The sequence below is a fragment of the Heliomarina baculiformis genome (genome assembly GCF_019966545.1).
Lineage (GTDB): Bacteria > Pseudomonadota > Alphaproteobacteria > Rhodobacterales > Rhodobacteraceae > Heliomarina > Heliomarina baculiformis.
Genome location: NZ_JAIMIC010000001.1, coordinates 128027 through 144748, shown reverse-complemented (window position 1 = coordinate 144748; position 16722 = coordinate 128027). Strand labels below are relative to the sequence as shown.

General features: G+C 63.3%; 13 protein-coding genes. 10 read left to right on the top strand and 3 right to left on the bottom strand.

Going from position 1 to position 16722, the window contains the following annotated elements:
* Window positions 1-22 precede the first annotated feature (22 nt).
* Genes MF268_RS00650 through MF268_RS00635 form a run of 4 tightly spaced genes read left to right on the top strand, consistent with a single transcriptional unit; the run spans window position 23 to window position 4160 of the window.
* Window positions 23-2089: a dynamin family protein gene (locus tag MF268_RS00650; RefSeq protein WP_238368986.1), complete on the top strand. Its 2067-nt coding sequence runs from the start codon at window positions 23-25 to the stop codon at window positions 2087-2089.
* A 21-nt stretch (window positions 2090-2110) separates the two neighbouring features.
* Window positions 2111-2971, top strand: a complete 861-nt coding sequence (locus tag MF268_RS00645) for a dynamin family protein (RefSeq protein ID WP_238368985.1) — start codon at window positions 2111-2113, stop codon at window positions 2969-2971.
* 28 nt (window positions 2972-2999) lie between these two features.
* Complete coding sequence (locus MF268_RS00640) at window positions 3000-3371, top strand: hypothetical protein (RefSeq protein ID WP_238368984.1); 372 nt, start codon at window positions 3000-3002, stop codon at window positions 3369-3371.
* A 12-nt stretch (window positions 3372-3383) separates the two neighbouring features.
* Complete coding sequence (locus MF268_RS00635) at window positions 3384-4160, top strand: glycoside hydrolase 64/thaumatin family protein (protein ID WP_238368983.1); 777 nt, start codon at window positions 3384-3386, stop codon at window positions 4158-4160.
* Here the strand turns inward: MF268_RS00635 and MF268_RS00630 are convergent.
* Window positions 4157-5905, bottom strand: a complete 1749-nt coding sequence (locus MF268_RS00630) for a hydantoinase B/oxoprolinase family protein (RefSeq protein ID WP_238368982.1) — start codon at window positions 5903-5905, stop codon at window positions 4157-4159. The two genes, MF268_RS00635 and MF268_RS00630, sit on opposite strands and share 4 nt — an antisense overlap.
* Entirely contained in the window at window positions 5902-7956 is a 2055-nt protein-coding gene (locus MF268_RS00625; protein WP_238368981.1) for a hydantoinase/oxoprolinase family protein, read from the bottom strand. Before MF268_RS00625 ends, MF268_RS00630 begins: the two co-directional genes overlap by 4 nt.
* Window positions 7957-8115: 159 nt before the next feature.
* Between MF268_RS00625 and MF268_RS00620 the strand changes: the two genes are divergently transcribed.
* Window positions 8116-9501, top strand: coding sequence for a hypothetical protein (locus tag MF268_RS00620; protein ID WP_238368980.1), 1386 nt, complete (start codon window positions 8116-8118; stop codon window positions 9499-9501).
* Window positions 9502-9504: 3 nt separating this feature from the next.
* Here MF268_RS00620 and MF268_RS00615 read toward each other — a convergent pair whose 3' ends face one another.
* Complete coding sequence (locus tag MF268_RS00615) at window positions 9505-9945, bottom strand: MarR family winged helix-turn-helix transcriptional regulator (protein ID WP_238368979.1); 441 nt, start codon at window positions 9943-9945, stop codon at window positions 9505-9507.
* 104 nt (window positions 9946-10049) lie between these two features.
* On the opposite strand from MF268_RS00615, the gene MF268_RS00610 reads away from it, so the two are divergent.
* From MF268_RS00610 to MF268_RS00590, 5 genes are all read left to right on the top strand, one after another.
* A complete protein-coding gene (locus MF268_RS00610; protein ID WP_238368978.1) occupies window positions 10050-10898 on the top strand; it encodes an FAD binding domain-containing protein in 849 nt (282 codons plus the stop codon).
* The gene (locus MF268_RS00605) at window positions 10895-13633 is read left to right on the top strand and encodes a molybdopterin-dependent oxidoreductase (protein WP_238368977.1); all 2739 of its coding nucleotides are present in this window, start codon (window positions 10895-10897) and stop codon (window positions 13631-13633) included. The genes MF268_RS00610 and MF268_RS00605 overlap by 4 nt, the downstream gene beginning before the upstream one ends.
* Window positions 13634-13760: 127 nt before the next feature.
* Window positions 13761-15206 (top strand): 6-hydroxynicotinate reductase, encoded by a 1446-nt coding sequence (locus tag MF268_RS00600; RefSeq protein ID WP_238368976.1) that lies wholly within the window; start codon window positions 13761-13763, stop codon window positions 15204-15206.
* Entirely contained in the window at window positions 15203-16054 is an 852-nt protein-coding gene (locus tag MF268_RS00595; RefSeq protein WP_238368975.1) for a UPF0280 family protein, read from the top strand. Before MF268_RS00600 ends, MF268_RS00595 begins: the two co-directional genes overlap by 4 nt.
* The gene (locus MF268_RS00590) at window positions 16047-16628 is read left to right on the top strand and encodes an amino acid synthesis family protein (protein WP_238368974.1); all 582 of its coding nucleotides are present in this window, start codon (window positions 16047-16049) and stop codon (window positions 16626-16628) included. Before MF268_RS00595 ends, MF268_RS00590 begins: the two co-directional genes overlap by 8 nt.
* The last annotated feature ends 94 nt before the right edge of the window (window positions 16629-16722 follow it).

The window sequence follows — 16722 nt, the reverse complement described above, 5'->3', positions numbered from 1 at the left end:
CTGTATGAAGCAAGGCAAAGTAATGAATAGTCCCACCAGTTTCGACTCGGCCAGAAAGCTCCGCGGGACGCAACGATCGGACTTTCTCGGTGCCGGTCTCGAAGAACTGTCGGATTTTTCCGACCGGATTGCCCAGCTTGGGCAGGCGCTGGATGACCTGTCTGAACTGACCGGGGAAAACGGCAATCGTTCCGTTGATCGGATGCGCCGTCAGCTCGCCGAGTTCGAACCTTCGATCACGCTTTTGGGACAGGTCAAATCGGGCAAGACCTCGCTGGTAAATGCGATGGCGGGCTGGTCCGATCTTTTGCCGTCGGACGTCAACCCTTGGACATCGGTGGTCACCTCGCTTCACCTGACGCCGGGCAGCGCGCGCTCGGAAATCGGCGCACGGTTCAAGTTCATGACCGAGGATGAATGGGACCGGCTGCTGACCAAAGGCGGGCGCATCGGTGAACTGGCCGGGCGGGCAGGGGCCGAGAGCGAGTTGGAACAGATCCGCGAACAGATCGAGGCCATGCGGGAAAAATCGCGCAAGCGTCTTGGTCGCAAGTTCGAACTGCTTCTGGGGCAGGAACATGAATACGGCTTTTTCGACAAGAATCTCGTCGAACGCTACATCTGCCTCGGCGATGATTTCGATATCGAATTCGGCGATGGTGACGCGGACGAAGATCAGGGCCGGTTTGCCGATATCACCCGCTCGGCCGACCTGTATTTGAACTGCGAAACAGTTCCGTTCCGCATGTGCCTGCGTGACACGCCCGGCGTCAACGACACCTTTATGATGCGTGAACAGGTGACAATTCAGGCGATTCGCGAAAGCCGCCTATGCGTCGTCGTGCTGTCGGCGCATCAGGCGCTAACCTCGGTCGACATGGGGCTTATCCGTCTGATATCGAACCTGAAATCGCGCGACGTGCTGATCTTTGTCAACCGCATCGACGAATTGCAGAACCCCGGTGAGCAAATCCCCGAGATTGAGGCGAGCATTCGCCAGACCCTGATCGACCAGAACGGCCCGACCGAGGCAGAGATTGTATTCGGCAGCGCCTACTGGGCTAACAAGGTGCTATCGGGCGGGTTGCAGAACATGTCCCAGCTCAGCTCTGACGCCCTCCTGAACTATGCGGATGTTGCACTCGACGGCAGCGAATCCCACGGGTCTCCGGCCGAGATGATCTGGGAACTATCCGGTGTGCCCGCCCTGTTTCGCCTGATTTCGGAACGGATCATATCGGAAAGCGGTGAGGCGCTGCTTGCCAAGGTGGCCAATTCCGCCGTGACGGTTGCCAGCAGCCTGAAAGTCGCGGAAACCATCACGATTGAGGGGCAGACGGGCGAAGAGACCCTTGCACCGGCCGAGGCGCGACAGCGCTTTGAGGCCATCGCGCAGCGTCACCGCGATAACCTGAGCCGCGAATTTTCGGCACTGATTGAGAATTATCAAAGCCGGGCAGACCGCGCCCATGCCACCTTTATCCAGCGCGCGACCCATTCGCTGATCAGCCATCTGGAGAGCTACGGCGAAAACGAGCTTTGGGAATACAGCCCGACGGGGCTCCGGATGCTGCTTCGCTCGGCATTTACCGTCTTTGGAACGCGCGCGCAGACGCTGACCAACACCTGCTTTGAATCCGTGGTCGAGGATATGGCCGAACTGTATTTCGCGGCCTTCGGATCGGCGGTCGGCGGTATCCAGATGAGCGTGCCAATGGCCCCAGAGACACCCGCGCCGGTCGCATTGGGGCAGACCATCGCGCTCGACTTTCGGGACGGCTGGTGGAAATCCTGGTGGCGTCGGACTCGCGGTTACAAGGCTTTTGCCTCGAAATTTCAAGTTCTTATCGCCGCCGAGACAGAGGATTTCATGGTCCAGTTGAAATCGGTACAGACCGCCGAGGTGCGCGACGCCGCGCTTGCCGCGCTCGACGAATTCCTCGCCGAGCAGAGCGATATTCTTGACGGGCTATGCGCCGGACAGACCCGTCCGGGCGATCTGCAGAAGCTGTTTGTCGATGGCGATCAGGCACAGCGTCAGAGCCAGCTTCAGCATGCGCTCGACACCCTGACCCAATACGCCGCCTGACACGACAGAGGACTGCCAAGTATGGACGACATGCCCGAACGCAAGCCCCGATTGGCCCTTATGGGGGAATTCAGCGCCGGTAAGAGTACGTTGTCGAACCTGCTTCTCGGTGCCAGCCCACTGCCAACCAAAGTAACAGCCACCCGGCTGCCGCCTGTATGGATAACCTACGGGCCAGAGGCCGCGGTGATGCAGCGGCATGACGGGACCGAAATCCCTTTCGATATTGTCGATTTCGATCTGGTCGATCTTGAGGAAACCCGGCTGATCCGCCTGTCGATGGAATCCGAAACGCTCCATCTCTGCGACCTCATCGACATGCCGGGGATATCGGACCCCAACATGTCCTCCGAGGTCTGGCAGCCGGTGATGTGCGAAGCCGATCACGTGGTCTGGTGCACCCATGCGACGCAGGCATGGCGTCAGTCCGAAGCGGCAACATGGAAAGAGATCCGCGACCAGATCCGGGGCGACAGCCTGCTTCTGGTCACCCAGATCGACAAGCTGACCAATGAACGCGACCGCGCCCGGGTCTTGGCAAGGCTGCGCAAGGAGACCGGCGATCTCTTTGCGGCGATCTACCCGGTTTCGCTGATATCGGCGCTTCAGGCGGACGAGGATGTCGAAGCATGGAACGCCAGCGGTGCCGGGGCGTTTACAGAGCATCTGGTTGAAATGTTGCTGAAGACTGCGGAAGGCGAAGCCGAGGAAAAGGATGAGATCGCACCCGAGGCCGTCGAACCCGTGGCCGCACCTGACGAAGCGGAAGGTCCACGTGTCGTGCCCAAACGTGTCCGGGTCCGGTCGGATGGCAGCCGGTCCGAGCGACTGCCGCGTCGCGAAGGCACATTCTTGCCGCCGATGGAGGCATCGCAGAGATGAAAGTACCGATACGCGAGGAAGGTTTCGCATGAAAGTATCCGATCGTCTGGACGCATTGCGCGCCGCGACAGAGAGCTGCTCTCTCGCGGCGTTCGGCGATCTGGAGACCCGGCTTGTGCTGCGGGTCAGCGCCGATAACCAATGGCCGCAGGAAAAGCTCGACGCGCTGTGTAAATTGGCAGCGCGCTGTTTCGATCAGGCCGATCACATCGCAATTTCGTCAGATGCGGATATGGCGCTGGATTTCTCGACCGAAGCCATTGTACTCCACCCGGATGGGATCAAGCTTTTCGTGCGCTCAGATCAGGTGCCGTCGGACATGATCTGCTGCGTCTGTCACTCGGCGGCGGACCTGCCGATCCTGACCAATGGCGCGCGCAGCGCGATGCGGAATATTTAAGGCTTTCATAGGATGACGACACCGGTGGCCAAGGCGACGACAGAAGAGAACGGTGCTGGCGGCTCGCGCCTCGCGCGGGCTCTGACGCGTCTTGCCGAACCGGGGCAGGGCTTGCCTTCGGTTGTCGACGGCGGGGCAGAAGCGATCCTTGACGTTCTGCTTAAAGAGATCGACGAAACCGTGATGCCGCGACGGATCTCGCTGTTGCAAGGCGCTGATCTCCTGATCCGTCTCGTGGTTTCGAACCGAAGACTGGTGTCCACGCGGCTGCCAGATTGTCCGAATTTCGTAGCGCCAGTCGATCCGCGCGCAGCGGCGCAGCTTTGGGCCGGTCAGCTCAATACCGTTCTAAGCGACGTACGTTCGGCCCGTTTTGTCTTTGAACGCAGCAGCGAGCATGAGGTGACCGATGCTGTTGGATGCTCGGCCACAATGCTCGCCAAAGCGGCTGGCATCAAGCCGCCCACGCCCGAAGCGCCGCGCAATCTGTCGGACTTTTTCGCGGTGATCGAAGGCTTTGCTATCGCCTGGATTTTCATGCCAACCAAAGGCAGTGGTGACAAGAGGGGCGGCGACGCGGCCCTCGTCGTGCGATTGGCCGAGTTCGCTGCGCGCAACCGGAGCGCGACCAAGCCGCGCCTCGGGGCGGCTCAGCCCGAATGCGTGATCCTTCCTCTGGCCGGAGGGATCAATTTCCTTTCGGCGAGTCTCGGGGATGAGGAACTCTTTGCCTTTGTCTCGTCCAGCCGTGTCGGGCAGGCCATCAACGCCTGGCAGAAACGTTTTTAGCTTTCGCGTAGCGTGGCGGTCGCGGGTTCGTCCACGGTGAAATCCGTGGCTGTCACGGCGACGCCGAATAATTCTTTCGCCTGATCGATGCTGTACCGGCCAAGGCGCACGTCTTCGGCCACCAGTTTCGGGTCACGTTTGAACGGATCGCCATAACCGCCGCCACCGGGGGTGCGCACATGCACGCGGTCGCCAGGGCCAAGCGGAATGTCCTGTTCCTTTGACAAATGCGGCGGCACGTGCGGCTTACCCGATTGCCAGACCGTGACCTTGTTGGGCGCACCATCACGCCCGCCCATCACGCCCTGCGGTCCGAAACGCCCGTGGTCCATGACAAAACTGGCGCGCGCCGACCCACGCCGCAGTTCCAGCTCATAATCGAGACCGAACCCGCCGCGATGCTTGCCTGCACCGCCTGACCCTTCGTGCAGGGCATAGTGACGGTAGAGCACGGGGAAGGCCTGCTCCATGATTTCGACCGGCGGCGCCTTGGAAATGCCGATGGTCGAGCAGCCGTTGGCCAGCCCGTCATGGTCCGCATTGCCGCCGTATCCTCCGCCTGAGAGCTGATACATGACGAAATCGCGCCCCCGCGCAGGGTCATGGCCGCCAAGTGCAAAATTGCCGCTGGTCCCGGCGGGTGCGGCGGTGACGCGCTCGGGCAGGGCGGGGACAAGAGCGGCAAACACAGCCTCGGCAATGCGCTGGCTGACCTCGGCGGCGCAGCCTGACACCGGGCGTGGGTATTGCGCGTCAAGGAAAGTGCCCTCGATCCCGGTGACCTTAAGCGGGGCAAAGGCACCCGCGTTCATCGGGACCTCGGGGAAAATATGGCGCATGGCGAGGTAGACAGAGCTGAGCGTCGTGGCCCGCACCGAGTTCATAGGTCCGGCGCAGGGGGCGGAAGAGCCGGAGAAATCGAACACCAGCTCATCTCCCTGCCGGGTAACTGAAAGTTTGATCGCCAGGGGTTCGTCAACGACGCCATCGCTATCGACATAGGCCACGGAGTCATACCGACCCGGTTCGATTGCATCGATGAAGGCGCCCATCTGGACGCGGGCACGATCCCGCAACTCGGAAATTGCCCCGGCCACCGTGTCATCGCCATAGCGTTCCAGCAGTTCTCCGAGCCGCTCTTCGCCTACCAGCAGCGCTGCGGCCTGCGCTTGAACGTCGCCAATCCGCTGGTCCGCGACGCGGATGTTCGAGGTGATGATCGCATAGATTTCAGGGTCGAGCTTGCCTTGCTTGAACAGGCGCACGGGCGGCAGGCGCAGCCCCTCTTGTTCGACCGAGGTGGCAGAGGCGGAGAACCCGCCTGGAACCGCGCCGCCGGTATCCGGCCAGTGGCCTGTATTGGAAAGCCAGCACCAGATTTTACCGTTGCGATAGAAAGGCTTGGCAAATCGCACGTCCATCAGGTGGGTGCCGCCAAGATAGGGGTCGTTGACGATGTAGATGTCGTCGGGCTGTGGCTCTGCCGCGCGGCCCTCGGCGATCATGCGGATCAGGGTCGCGGTGGAATATTGCATCGTGCCGACAAAGACCGGCAAGCCGCCTGCGCCCTGCGCGATCAGCGCGCCGTCTTCGGCGGCGTAAATCCCGTCGGAGCGGTCATTTGCCTCAGCGATGACCGGCGAAAAGGCGGCGCGGGAAAAGGACAGGTCCATCTCGTCGCAGACCTGTTGCAGCCCGGCCTGAATGACCGAGAGCGTGATGGGATCAAGCGCCTGCTGGTTCATGCGGTGGCTCCGATCTCGATGATGATATTGCCCTGCGCGTCGCCGCGCGCCCGGTCACCGGGTTCGATTAGGACGGTGGTGTCCATCTGCTGAACGATGGCGGGGCCAGTGAGGGTGAAATCGGCGGGCAGGTGATCGCGCCAGTAGATTGGCGTGTCGTGCCAGCCGTCGAAATAGACCGGACGCCGCGCGGTTTCGGCCTGCGCGAGCGTGTCCTTGCGCCCGGCGGGGTCGATCAGGGTCGATAGGTCCAGCGCGGCGCGGGTGCCGATGACCGAGGTATTCGCATTGACCAGATTGGCGCGGATATTGTCCAGCTTGACCCGGAACCGCTTGTAATAGGCGGCCTCGAAGAAAGCTTGCAGAGCTTCGCGATCCACATCAGGCCGCTCGAGCGGGACGCGCAGCAGGTGGGTCTGGCCGATGAACTGCATATCGACGCTGTGCACGTGGCGGCGGTCGCTGAGCGTGATGCTCTCGGCATCGATCAGCGCGTCGCCTTCGGCCTCTTGTGCGGCAAAAACCTCGTGCAGGTCAGCCGGGTCGAGCGCGTCCAGCGGCGTGTTCAGCGTGCGCACGAAATCATGGCGCAGATCGGCGACAACGCAGCCGATGGCATTGGTGATGCCGGGGCGCGAGGGCACCAGAACGCGGGGAATGCCCAGCTCGCGCGCCAGTGCGCAGGCATGGAGCGGCCCCGCGCCACCAAAGGCAAAAAGCGCGAAATCGCGCGGGTCGGCCCCGAGCGAGACAGAGACCATGCGGATCGCACCCGCCATCTTGGTATTGCCGAGTCTGATCACGGCGGCGGCGGCCTCGGTTGCATCGACGCCCAGCTTAGCGCCCAGTTCGCTTTGGAAAATTTTGGTCACGGTCTCAAGCGAAACGCCTTCGACAGAAGCCAGCCGTGACGGATCGAGCCGCCCGAGCAAGAGGTTCGCATCCGAAATCGTCGGCAGGGTGCCCCCGCGTCCGTAGCAGATCGGCCCGGGCGTCGCGCCCGCACTCTCGGGGCCAACCTCGAGCAGACCGGCGGGGTTCACCCGCGCGATGGAACCGCCGCCCGCGCCGACGGTGCGCACATCGACCATGGGCACATGGATCGGCATGGCATATTCGATCTCGATCTCGTTCGAGACGGTGGGTTCAGCATCGCGGATCAGCGCCACATCGGTCGAGGTGCCGCCCATGTCATAGGTGATGAGGTCGCGCATCCCCGCTTGACGCCCGGTATAGGCGGCGGCCATCACACCCGAGGCCGGGCCGGACATCACCGTCTTGGCGGCCTCAAGCGCGACGCGTTCGGCGCTGACCATGCCGCCATTGCCGTTCATCACCAGCACGTCGCGTGTATACCCGCCGGATTTCAGCTCGGCCGTAAGGCGGCGGATATAGCGGTCGATGATCGGCTGGACCGAGGCATTGGCCGCCGCCGTCACGCCGCGTTCAAACTCGCGACTTTCCGATAGCAGCGAATGCCCGGTTGTGATGTAGGTGTTGGGCCAGACCTCGCGCGCGATCTCGGCGGCACGCTGTTCATGGGTGGGGTTCGCATAGGCGTGCAGGAAATGAATGACGAGCGCCTCGCAACCGGCATCGACAAGCTGCTGAGCCGCCTGCCGCACCGCGTCTTCGTCGAGAGGGGTAACGACCAACCCGTCGCAATCCATCCGCTCGGGCACTTCGAGCCGCAGGTCGCGCGGGATCAGGGGGCGGAATTCTCCCTTCATCCCATAGGCTTGCGGGCGGGTGCGTCGACCGAGTTCAAGGATGTCTCGGAAACCGGCGGTGGTGATCAGACCGGTACGGCTCAGCTTGCGTTCCAGGACCGCGTTGGTCGTCGTCGTGGTGCCATGCACGATGAGCGCCAGCGTTTGCAGATCGCAGCCTGCCTCACGCAGCGCGTTCAGCACGCCAAAGGCCTGATTGTCGAGCGTGCTGGGCACCTTGGCCAGACGCACCCTGCCGCTTGCCGGATCAAGCTCGACAAGGTCGGTAAAGGTGCCGCCCACATCCACGCCCACTACGGCGCCTGACGATGTCCCGCTCATCGGTCCTCCGGAATTGTTTGTGTGCAAATGATGTGGCCAATTCGTTGTGCCTGTCAACGCGGCAGCGAGGCGACAGGGGGGAAGTTTTCGACCTGTACCGGGTGCTTGCCCAAGCTTTGGCGCTTTCCACGTCATGTACGCCCGCCTAAAGATTGGCCCATGGGGTATCGGCAGATCACGGGCGCGGCGCTGGCTGGCGCAATTTTTCCGGCGGCGGCGCGGGCACATGTGTCCGAGCAGGGATTTGTGCTGTTGCTGCCGACGGACATTTATATCGCGGCGGGGGTGGGCTGTGTCGTCCTGACCGTGCTTTTGACGGTATTCCTGCCGGTGCGGGCGATCCACGGCCTTTTCCGGCCCTTTGCCCTGTTCAGGATGCGCCCGCGCGGACGGGCAATCACCGGGGTTCTCTCGACACTGCTGCTGTTCTGGCTGATACGAGAGGGGTTCAGAGGCCCGCATGATCCGCTGAGCAACCCGCTACCGCTGGTGATATGGACGCTCTGGTGGCTGGCGCTGGTCAGCCTGCAAGGGCTGCTCGGCAATCTTTGGTCATGGCTGAACCCGTGGCTGGTGCCTGTCCTATGGCTGCGTCGCCAGTTGGGACTGAGGACGCTGATCCATCTGTCGCGCGCGGTATTGGGGTGGAGCGCGGTGCTGGGCTATCTTGCTTTCTACGCCTTTCTGCTTGCCGATCTGGCCCCGTCCGATCCGGATCATCTGGCCCGCGTGATCCTGATCTACTGGCTGGCCATGCTGATAGGCGGTTTGATCCTCGGCCCACGCTGGTTGCTGCGCGGCGAGGCGATCACGGTGCTGATGCGCAGCTATGCGCGGCTGGGACTGTTCGGTCGCAAGGGCGCGAGGTCGGCGATGGGGCTTTGGGGCTGGCAGGTGCTGCGCCAGCCGGTGCCGGGATATGCGGCCGCGGTGTTCATGTTGGTCCTTCTGGGCAGTGGCAGTTTCGACGGCTTGAACGAAACCTTCTGGTGGTTCGGCCTTCTGGGCCTTAACCCGCTGGAATTTCCGGGGCGTTCGGCGGTCGTTGCACCGTCGATCTGGGGGCTATTGTTTGCCAACGCGGCGCTGATTGCGATCTATGCGGGGACCGTGACTCTGGGCGTGCGGCTTGCGGGACAGCGTGGATTGGGCAGGTTCTTTCGGCTGTTTGCGCCCTCGATCCTGCCGATCGCGCTTGGCTATCACATTGCCCATTACCTCACGGTGTTTCTGGTCGACGGCCAGTATGTGCTGAAAATGATGAACGATCCCCTGCGCAATGGGGCCGAGCTGCTGGGGATGGACCATTACCATGTGACGACCGGCTTCCTGCAAACAGAATCGACCGTGCGCCTGATCTGGCTGACACAGGCGGGCGCGGTTGTTGCGGGTCATGTGGTGGCGATCCTGCTGGCCCATGCGCTCGCCCTGCGCGCCTTTGAAACACCGCGCCGCGCGGTGTTGAGCCAGTTGCCGCTGTCGATCTTTATGGTGGCCTATACCTTCTTTGGTCTCTGGCTGCTGGCCTCGCCCCGGGGAATGTAACGCTTATTCCCCGGCAAGCTTTTCCAGCAATTGCAGGAACACGGCCGCCTCTCGCGGCGCAAGCGGTGCCAGCGTTTCCTTTGAAATCTCGCGGGCGCGGGGGAGGAGCGCCGCGTAAAGCTGTTGTCCCTGATCCGTGGCGGAAAGATGGACCCGCCGGGCGTCATCTGCGTCGCGCCGGGCGGCGACCAGACCGCGTTTGCGTAGCCTGTCGATCACGCCCTTGATCGTGGCCGCATCCATTGCGGTCGCCCGGCCAAGCGCATTCTGCGAGGCCTGTCCCAGCTCGCAAAGCTTGGCAAGCGCGGCGAATTGAGTCGGGGTCAGATCGGGAATATCGCGCGCAAACAGGGCAAGATGGCGCTGGTTGGCGCGACGCAGGATAAATCCGACCTGATCGTCAAGCCGGTAGCTGCCTGTTGTTGCATCACTATTGTCGTTCATGAACCCTGTCGGCGCATCGCGATTGTTGACAGGTGCGCGGACCTGCCTCAACTTCTGTTAGTACACGAACAATTCCTGTTCTCCAAAAGGAAAGGCAGGTCGACTTGGGCGCCTATCTGCAACCGGACACACTTGATGAAGCGCTGGGCATTCTGGCGCGCGAGCCGGTGACGATTGCCGCCGGTTGCACCGACCTCTTCGCCGCGACCGAAAGCCAGAGCCTGAACGGTACGGTTCTGGATGTGACGCGGATCGAGGGGCTGCGACGGATCGCGAAGGACGCGACTGGCTGGCGCATCGGCGCGGCCAGCACGTGGAGCGATGTGATCGCGGCCGATCTGCCGCCTGCGTTCGACATGCTGAAACAGGCCGCGCGCGAGGTCGGGTCGGTCCAGATCCAGAATGCGGGAACGGTGGCGGGCAATATTTGCAATGCCTCGCCCGCAGCCGATGGGGTGCCGCCTCTGCTAAGCCTTGATGCACATGTGGAAATCGGCGCGAAAGGAGGCCCTCGCGAGGTGCCTCTGGCCGAGTTCCTGACCGCGCCGCGCGCCACTGTATTGATGCCCGGTGAAATGGTGACGGCAATCCGCATCCCTGACGTCTCGGACAAGGGGGAAAGCCGGTTCAGCAAGCTTGGGGCGCGCAAATATCTTGTGATTTCAATCGTAATGGTCGCCGCGCGCCTGCATGTACAGGATGGGTTCGTCCGCGATATAGCGCTGTCGGTCGGGGCTTGCGGGCCGGTTGCAACACGGCTTGCGGCGCTCGAGGAGGCTTTGCGCGGCACGCCGCTTGCCGGTCTGCCGGACAGGTTGCAGCCGGATCTGATCGCCTCGGCGCTGACGCCGATCACCGATATGCGAGCGAGCGATGAATACCGGCGCGAGGCGGCGGTCCACCTGCTGCGGCGGGTACTGGATGACCTGACCCTGATGAGGAGCCCGGTATGAAGGACGCGGTGGATGCCAAGCTGATCGTGAACGGCGTCGAGGCAGGGGTCGAGATCGCGCCGGGTCGGCGCCTGTCGCAGGCGCTCCGCGAGGATTTGGGTCTGCGCGGTACCAAGGTTGGCTGCGATGCGGGAGACTGCGGGGCCTGCACGGTGCTGATCGACGGCTCGCCCGTTTGCGCCTGCCTGACCCCGGCGGCGCAGGCCGTGGGACGCGATGTGCGCACGGTGGAATCCTTTGAAAACGGGGTGTTGGACAATTTGCAGCAATCCTTTCTGCGTCACGGGGCTGCGCAATGCGGTATCTGCACGCCGGGGATGCTGGTTGCGGCCTCGGCGCTGTTGACGCGCAAGCCGGTGCCGACGCGGACCGAGGTCGAAGACGCGCTGGGCGGGGTGCTTTGCCGTTGCACCGGCTATGCCAAGATAGTCACGGCGGTGATGGAGGCGGGACTGGCGCCGGAACCGGTCGAGGCCCCGATGGCCGGGCAGGCTGTTGGTGCGGCCATCGAACGACTCGACGGGGTGCCCAAGGTCGCCGGGCGCGAACAGTTCGGCGCTGACATGATCCGCGAGGGTATGCTGGCGGTGCGTGCCATTCGCTCGCCCCATGAAAGCACGGGATTTACGCTGGGCGATATCGCGGCATGGGCTGCCGAGCGGGGCGTTGAGGTATTCACCGCCGCCGATATCCCGGGCGAGAACCGCTTCAGCGTGATCCCGGCCTTTCGCGACCAGCCCGCTTTGGCAGTGTCACACGCACGGATGCGTGGCGAAGCCATTGCGCTTGTGGCTGGCGAACCCGAGGTGATCGAAGCGCTGAATCTGGTCGACTTTCCGGTCACCTGGGTGCCCGAGGTTTCGCTTGGCGATCCGGATCAGGCCGAGGTCGGGGATGCCCCGAGGATGCATGAGGACCGCGAGGGCAATATCCTGATCCGGGGCCTGGTGCAGCGTGGCGATGCGGAGGCGGCGTTGAGGAGTGCCACGCATGTTGCTGAATTCGCAATGGAAACCGGATATGTGGAGCATGCCTATATCGAACCCGAAGCCGGTATCGCCTGGATGGAGGACGATGTTCTTGTGATCCGGGCCTGCACCCAGGCCCCGGTGATGGACCGCGATGACACGGCGCTTGTGCTTGGTCTGCCGCCCGAGCGCGTGCGGATCATTCCGGCGGCGGCGGGCGGTGGGTTCGGATCCAAACTGGACCTGTCCCTGCAGCCGCTGATCGGGCTTGTGACCCTGAAAACCGGACGCCCGGCCCGGATGATCTATACCCGACGCGAAAGCATGAGTTCGACCACGAAACGCCATCCGGCGCGGATGCGCGCGCGGGCCGGGATTGACGCGAAGGGCCGGATCGCGGGATTTGAATTCGACGGACAGTTCAATACCGGCGCCTATGCAAGCTGGGGGCCGACCGTGGCGGTGCGTGTGCCGGTCCATGCGTCGGGGCCGTACTTTATGGGCGACTACAGGGCGAGATCGCGCGCGGTTCACACGAATGGGCCAGTCTCCGGTGCCTTTCGCGGTTTTGGCGTACCGCAGGCGGCGATCCTTCAGGAAACTTTATTCGACGATCTGGCGATCAAGGCGAGGATCGACCGGCTGCAATTTCGTAAACTCAACGCGTTAAAGGATGGTGAACCTACCGTCTGCGGGCAGGAATTGTCCGGCGTCGGGATCGCTGATTGTCTCGAGTCGCTGACCCCGCATTGGGATGAGGCTTTGGCCCGTGCTGCCGTCATCAATGCCCAGAAGGGGCGCGTGCGGCGAGGTGTCGGTGTGGCATCGTGCTGGTATGGCTGCGGGAATACGGCGCTGCCGAACCCGTCGACCATCCGGGCCGGTTTGCGCAGCGACGGTACGCTTTGGCTGCATCAGGGGGCGACGGATATCGGGCAGGGCGCGAACACTGTGATTGCCCAGATCTTCGCCGATGCACTCGGTGTGCCGGTGGGGCGGATAGGGTTGATTGGCGGCGATACGGCACTGACGCCGGATTGCGGCAAGACCTCCGCCTCGCGCCAGACATTCATCACAGGCAAGGCCGCGCAACTGGCTGGCGCGGCGCTGCGCGCGCAGCTGCTGGCGATGACCAACATGGGCGAAGGCGCAACGTTAAGCCTGGACGAAGGACGTGTCTGCGTCACCGACGGCACCCGGGATACCGCGATTGAGCTGGCAAATTTGCAAGTTCAGCCAGATGGTTACGTGATCTCAGCCGAAGAAAGCTATGACCCGCCGACCGGTGCGCTCGACGAAAACGGTCAAGGCGCACCTTATGCGGTTTACGGCTATGGCGCGCAGATTGCCGAGCTGGATGTCGATATCGAACTGGGCACGGTCAAGGTGGTCCGCATGGTGGCGGCACATGATCTGGGGCGGGTCATCAACCCGATGCTGGCCGAGGGGCAGATCGAGGGGGGCATCGCGCAAGGGCTCGGGCTCGCGCTGATGGAGGAGTACATTCCGGGGCGTACCGAGAACCTGCATGACTACCTGATCCCGACCTTTGGCGACATGCCCGAGATCCAATCGATCCTGATCGAGAGGCCCGATCCCGAGGGGCCGTTCGGGGCCAAGGGGCTGGGCGAACATGTGCTGATCCCCACGGCGCCAGCCATCCTGAACGCGATCCGCCATGCTTGCGGGGCGCGTTTGAAACGGGTTCCGGCACTGCCCCATCGGGTGCTTGCGGCGATCCGGGAAGCCGGGGAGATCGGGGGATGATCGGGGTGGAGAAACATCCAGTTCTTAACGCGGCGAACGGTGTAACGATGGCCGTTGGGGCAGCGAAAATGGCGATGCACAGGCTGTACACCCCCTGTACACCCCCTGTGCATCGGAAGGTATGACAATGGCGGAAAAAGCCTCGGCACGTCCCGAAAAGATCCGCTGCGACGCATGCCCGGTGATGTGCTACATCGCCGAGGGCAAGCTGGGCGCCTGCGACCGCTATGCCAATGAAGGCGGCCGCATCATCCGTTGTGATCCGCTGACCGTGCTGGATGCCCGGATCGAAGCGGGCGGCGAAATTCGCCCCTTTCTGCGGGCCGATTGGGACGGGCGCATCGGCGCGGGCGATCTGGACATCACCGCAATCGGCGCCGGCACCACCTATCCCGATTACAAACCCGCGCCTTTTATCGTCAGCCGTGAGGTCGATGGCGCGGATTTCGTGACCGTGGTGACAGAAGCAATTTTCTCCTACTGCGGGGTTAAGGTGAAGATCGACACCGACCGTCATCTGGGGGAGGAATGCGCGCTGGTCCGAGCCGGGGGCGAAGTGGTCGGGCATATGACCACGTCCGAATATGGCTCGCAGATGATGAGCCTTGGCGGAGTCGATCACCTGACCGGCGGCTCGAAACCCGAAGGGCGGGCGACCTGCGACGCGCTTTTGCGGCTGTGTAACCGTGAAGCGGTGGAGTTGAGCGTCGATGGCGGGGCTACGGTGGTGGTTCAGGCGGGGCAGCCGCCGATTGTCGACGGGGTGCCAGAAGCCCGCATGCGGGTGGGCTGCGGCTCGGCCACGATCGGGATGTTTGCAAGCCAGTGGAAGGGCTTGGTCGACGAAGTTGTCGTGGTTGACGACCATATCACCGGCGTGGTCAGCGAGCATCAGGCGGGCAAGGTCATTGGCTGGCCCGATACCGGCATTCGCATCAAGGGGCGACGTTCGACCCCCGGGCGCTATTTCCAGGTGGCCGAACCGGGGCTGGGCTGGGGCGGGACCAATATCAACGACCCGCTGGAAATCCTGAACCCGTGGCTTGAGAAAAAAGGCGCGCGACCGGGGCTGACCATGCTGATGGTATCCACCACCGGCGAGCATTCGGCCTATTACGTGCTGGACGACGATCTGGTGCCGCAGCCTGCGGAAATGCCTCAAGAACTTCTTCCAAGTGTCGAACTTATTGCGGAAAATTGCGAACCGGCCCTGTGCACGGTGATGTTCATGGGCGGGGCTGGGGGGTCGCTGCGCTCGGGCGTGACGCGTAACCCGGTGCATCTGACCCGCTCGGTTCAGGCGCGGCGCACGAAGGTTACGGTAGGTGGCGGCGAGGCCTATGTCTGGCCCGGCGGCGGCATCACGATCATGGCCGATGTGCTGGGTCTGCCCGGCAACGCGTTTGGCTCGGTGCCGACACCGGCGTTGGTTGCGCCGCTGGAGTTCACCACGAGCCGCGAAGAGTTCCGGGCGCTTGGCGGGCATGACGCGTCGGTCCGGTCGGTGGACGATGTGCTGGAGAGCGGGGGCGAATATGGGTCCTCGGCCCGCGCGGTTGGGCGTAAGCCGTGACAGACGGGGCGCAGGCGTGGTTTCTTGCTGACGGGCGGCGGCTGCATCTGAACCACGGGCCGATTGACCTGATTGTCGATGCCAAGGGGCACGGGCGAGAGGCGGCTCTGAAGGCGGCCATCGAAAGATTCCGTAGTGTTCTTAGTGAGTTGGCGGGGGAGCTCGATCTGCTTCGCCAGCCGGTCGGGCCGGATTTGAATGGCCCGGTAGCTCGGCGCATGCGGGCGGCGGTTGCGCCTTTTGCGCCGGTATTCGTGACGCCGATGGCGGCGGTGGCGGGATCGGTCGCGGATGAGATCCTGGGCGTCATGGTGGCGGCGGGTGAATTGAACACTGCCTATGTGAACAATGGCGGCGACGTGGCCTTTCACATCGCGCAGGGCGAAGAAATGGTCGCGCATATCGCGGATGGCCTGTCGGACCGGGCCGTGTTGCGGGCCGGGCATGAGGTGCGCGGGATCGCGACCTCGGGCTGGCGGGGGCGCAGCCAGTCGCTGGGCATTGCCGATAGCGTGACGGTGCTGGCCCCGACGGCGGCGGCGGCGGATGCGGCGGCCACGCTGATTGCCAATGCGGTCGATCTGCCGGGGCATCCGGTGATAAAGCGTTGCCCGGCAACGGAAATCTCGCCGGACAGTGATCTTGGCGCGCGGCTGGTGACTGTGGAGGTCGGTCCGCTTGGGCGGAGGGATATCGACCGGGCGCTTGCGGCGGGGCTGGCTTTTGCGCGCGAGGTGGCCGACAAGGGTTTGATCCGGGCGGCGCGGCTGTCCTTGCAAGGCCACGTGCGGATCGCGGGCGAGATGCCCGGGTTGGAATTACAAGAAACGGAGCGGCTGGATGCCTGAATTTACCCTGCGCAAGACGATGATTTTCATTGAGGATATCCACCACGATGGCGGACCGGTGCCGGATCTGCCGCGCCGCCGGGCGGCTATTGTGGCGCTGGTCAGGAACCCCTTTGCCGGGGTGTACGAGGCGGATCTGCAATCGGCGATGGAGGATCTGAAGCCGCTGGGGCTGATGATGACCGACCGGCTTATCGCGGCGATGGGCGGGATCGATGGCATTGACGGCTATGGCAAGGCGGGGCTGGCCGGAGAGCGGGGCGAACTGGAACATACCGCGCTGTGGCACGTGCCGGGCGGCTATGCGATGCGCGAGCGGCTGGGCGAGGCGAAGGCGATCGTACCGTCCTCGATGAAAATGGGCGGCGTCGGCACGCGGATCGATATTCCGCTGGGCCATATAAACGCGGCCTATGTGCGCAGCCATTTCGATGGTATGGAGGTCGGTGTGCCGGACGGGCCGCGCGCGGATGAGTTGCTGTTTGCACTGGCGATGAGCCGTGGCGCACGGATCCATGCGCGCATGGGCGGTCTGGCGGTCGAGGACGTCAAAGGCGAGGACGGATTGCGCTAAGCCCTCGTATCCAGCGCGAAATTTCGGGCAGCACACAGCAGATAAAGGGGTTGTGTGTTGCTATAATGCATTTTGCAGTGAACAGTCCTTGACG